Below are 3,476 nucleotides of genomic sequence, written 5' to 3' on the forward strand. Positions count from 1 at the left end.
GACCTTCCAAACCTGAAATTCGGAAAATACCCGCTTGCTGCACTTCCACAATAAATGCAGTCATATCTTCAACCGTGACCGTAAGCGTGATTGTCACAGACACTTCATGAACATCCTGATCTATCACGTTGTGCTTGGTATTCAGGTCCATCTTGACCTTTGGCTGCCATTGCTTAGTGAAAATAACAGGGGAGTTTGGCGACTCAAAAGAAAGGTCTTTAACGTAAACCTTATCCATCGCAAACCCAGCTTGTGGTTGCTCTTTTGCGGCTTCGTCTTGCGTGTTTTCTACTGGGTTTTCATTCTCAGACATCTTTTATAACCTTAAAGTTGTTTCTTTGACTCGTAAGAGTGCGCGTTCGGTATGCGAATACTAAAACCTCTCGTCAAACACTGCGAGTGCATAGCTCTCTTTTTTACGTGATAAGACGAATTTATCCAACGATTATCAGCAAACTGCTCAAAAAGATGAGACCGCTAAGCCAATAGCTTATCAAGCTTGCCTGCACGCTCAGCCGCGTACAGCTCATCACAGCCACCCACATGCGCGCTACCGATCCAGATTTGTGGAACAGTATGCCGACCGGCCTTTTGCTCCATCTCGCTTCGTAGCTTTGGATTACCATCGACAATCAACTCTTTGAAAGCAACGCCTTTTTTCTTCAGCAACGACTTTGCACGCATACAGTAAGGGCAATAATTTGAACTATAAATAACGACATCTTGGCTCATACTGCGAACTCTCTTTTAAATAACTATTTAGTCTAACTTTGCAACTATTTACGCACTAAAGGCATATGACTAGACTTCCACTCGGTAATTCCACCTGAGAGTCTTGCGACGTTTTCATAGCCTTCCGCTTTTAACAATTTACCCGCGGTACCAGAATGTTGACCCATTTTATCGACCACGACAATTTGCTTGTCTTTGTGGCTCGACAATTCGGCAATGCGTGTTTTCAATGCCGTAAATGGAATGTGAATGGAGCCTGTAATACGCCCTTCATTGAACTCTTTCTTATCACGCACATCTAGAATAACGGCCTCTCCCTTATTCATTAACTGCGTGACAGCCATGGGCGACAAACTCTGCCCCGACTTGGCTTTTTCTGTCCACCAAAGCGCAGCTAGCAGCGCAAAGAAGACACTCACTAATTCCCAGTGATTTCCGGCAAACTCAAACAAACGATCCATTACCTTACCCTTTCTGTCATTTCGGCGCGCATTATACACAAGCCGTAGATTCTGAGACAGCGAGAAAGGCTGAATAAGTCGCCAAGAAGAGCAAGAAAGGCTAAAATCGCGACCCAATATCGATAAGCTTAACTCCGAGACAGAAGCACTATGGCAAAACGCACAACGGCACTGATTATTCTAGATGGCTGGGGCTACCGTGAACAAAGCGAATCAAACGCTATTCGCAACGCTAACACGCCTTTTTGGGATCAAATTTGGTCAGAGAAACCGCACACTCTAATTGCAACATCGGGCATGGCAGTGGGCTTACCAGAAGGTCAGATGGGCAACTCCGAAGTCGGTCATATGAATTTAGGTGCAGGCCGTATTGTCTACCAGAACTTTACTCGCATTACTAAAGACATCGAAGAAAACACATTCTACGATAACGCAGCCCTTTGCAATGCGGTTGATAAGGCTGTCGAAAAAGGCGGTGCCGTTCACCTTCTCGGCCTTCTCTCCCCGGGCGGCGTCCATAGCCACGAAGATCATATTGTTGCGGCTATTGAATTAGCGGAAAGACGCGGCGCAAAGAAGGTCTACGTTCATGCTTTTTTGGATGGACGAGACATGCCGCCGCGCAGCGCCCAACCTTCATTAGAGAAACTGGAAGGCATCTTGCGTAAGAAAGGCATCGGACGCATCGCGAGCATGGTTGGTCGCTATTATGCGATGGACCGAGATAATCGCTGGGATCGCGTTGAAGCCGCCTACGACCTGCTCACTCAAGCAAAAGGGCAGTATCAAGCCAACGACCCAATTAGCGCTCTGAAAGACGCCTACGAACGCGATGAAAACGACGAATTCGTTAGCACCACGTCTCTTCAAGCACAGGGTGATGAAGCGGCTCAGATTTGCGACAACGATGCCGTATTATTCATGAACTTTCGAGCTGACCGCGCCCGCGAACTCACGCGCGCCTTCGTTGATGCCGACTTCAAAGACTTCGACAGAAAGAAAGTGCCGTGCCTCGCAGATTTTGTGATGCTTACGGAATACGCAGCCGATATAAAGACCAGTTGCGCATATCCGCCAAGTGATCTGCCAAACAGCCTTGGCGAATATATGCAAACGCTAGGTAAAACTCAGCTACGCATTGCGGAAACAGAGAAGTATGCGCACGTTACTTTTTTCTTCAGCGGGGGTCGCGAAGCTCTGTATGACGGGGAAACACGCGAGCTCATCCCTAGTCCAGATGTCGCAACCTACGACCTCAAGCCAGAAATGAGCGCACCTGAAGTTACCGACAAATTGGTTGAGGCGATTAAATCCGGTGACTATGACCTCGTCGTTTGCAACTACGCAAATGGTGACATGGTTGGTCATACCGGAAAATACGACGCGGCCATGAAAGCCGCCGAGTGTTTGGATCAATGCATCGCGAGAGTGGCCAAAGCATTAGAAGATGTGAACGGCCAGGGTCTAATCACCGCTGACCATGGAAACGCAGAGCAAATGTCTGACCCAGATTCGGGCCAAGCACATACCGCACATACGACAACACCCGTGCCATTAGTCTATCTGGGCGATCGCTCACTCGCACTATCGGACAATGGTAAGTTAAGCGATGTCGCGCCAACGCTATTAGAGTTGATGGATTTGCAAATTCCTGATGAAATGACTGGAACAAGCTTAATCGCGCAATAGTGCTTGCGAGCTAGGCAACATATTGCCTAGCTCTGCCAACCATCATTCAAACCAACATAGAGAACCCCTATCCGTGCCAAGGAGTGAAACAAGCGTTCCGTTTCGTAGAACCAGATTTTCATTGCTTGGCATTTTTGCTTTTTGTTCGTGGCTACTCCTTATTCCTCTATCGCTCGAAGCACCAACCGCCCTTGCAGCAAGCCAAGAAGAATCCGAAGAGCAGCTTAAAAAGCTCAAAAAAAGCATTTCCGAAATCTCCGTTTGGTTAAAGAATGCCAACCGCGAGAAGAGCGGCCTGATTGCAAAATTGCGCGAACAAGAAAAAGAAATTTCAACAACATCGCTCGCAATCAAGCAAAACAAGGCCGATATTGCAGGCCTGCTCAAAGACTTGTCTGAGCTCAACATCCAACTCAGAGAACAGAAAAAATCACTCCGATCGCAACAGAGTTATCTCGTTGATGAGTTGCGCGCGCTTTACCTCGAGGGAAGACAACCTGCGATAAAAGCGCTACTAGATCAAAATAATCCTCAGGATTCATCGCGCTACCTCGGGTATTTCAATTACGTCCATAAAGCACGCAGCGAAAAAGT

General features: G+C 47.4%; 5 protein-coding genes. 2 read left to right on the forward strand and 3 right to left on the reverse strand.

Annotated elements, in window-relative coordinates:
• The 3 genes from A3751_RS06030 to A3751_RS06040 form a co-directional block, all read right to left on the reverse strand.
• On the reverse strand, positions 1-313 hold a 313-nt coding region (locus A3751_RS06030; protein ID WP_197466203.1), incomplete at its 3' end, for a protein-export chaperone SecB.
• Positions 314-477: 164 nt separating this feature from the next.
• A complete protein-coding gene (gene grxC, locus A3751_RS06035; protein ID WP_068453389.1) occupies positions 478-732 on the reverse strand; it encodes a glutaredoxin 3 in 255 nt (84 codons plus the stop codon).
• 44 nt (positions 733-776) lie between these two features.
• Positions 777-1,193, reverse strand: a complete 417-nt coding sequence (locus A3751_RS06040) for a rhodanese-like domain-containing protein (protein WP_068453391.1) — start codon at positions 1,191-1,193, stop codon at positions 777-779.
• A gap of 150 nt (positions 1,194-1,343) precedes the next feature.
• Here A3751_RS06040 and gpmI point away from each other — a divergent pair, with 150 nt between their 5' ends.
• Positions 1,344-2,882 (forward strand): 2,3-bisphosphoglycerate-independent phosphoglycerate mutase, encoded by a 1,539-nt coding sequence (gene gpmI, locus A3751_RS06045; protein WP_068453393.1) that lies wholly within the window; start codon positions 1,344-1,346, stop codon positions 2,880-2,882.
• 121 nt (positions 2,883-3,003) lie between these two features.
• Positions 3,004-3,476 (forward strand): murein hydrolase activator EnvC (locus A3751_RS06050; protein ID WP_156492281.1); only part of this gene is annotated, 473 nt, incomplete at its 3' end.

The organism is Oleiphilus sp. HI0080 (genome assembly GCF_001635135.1).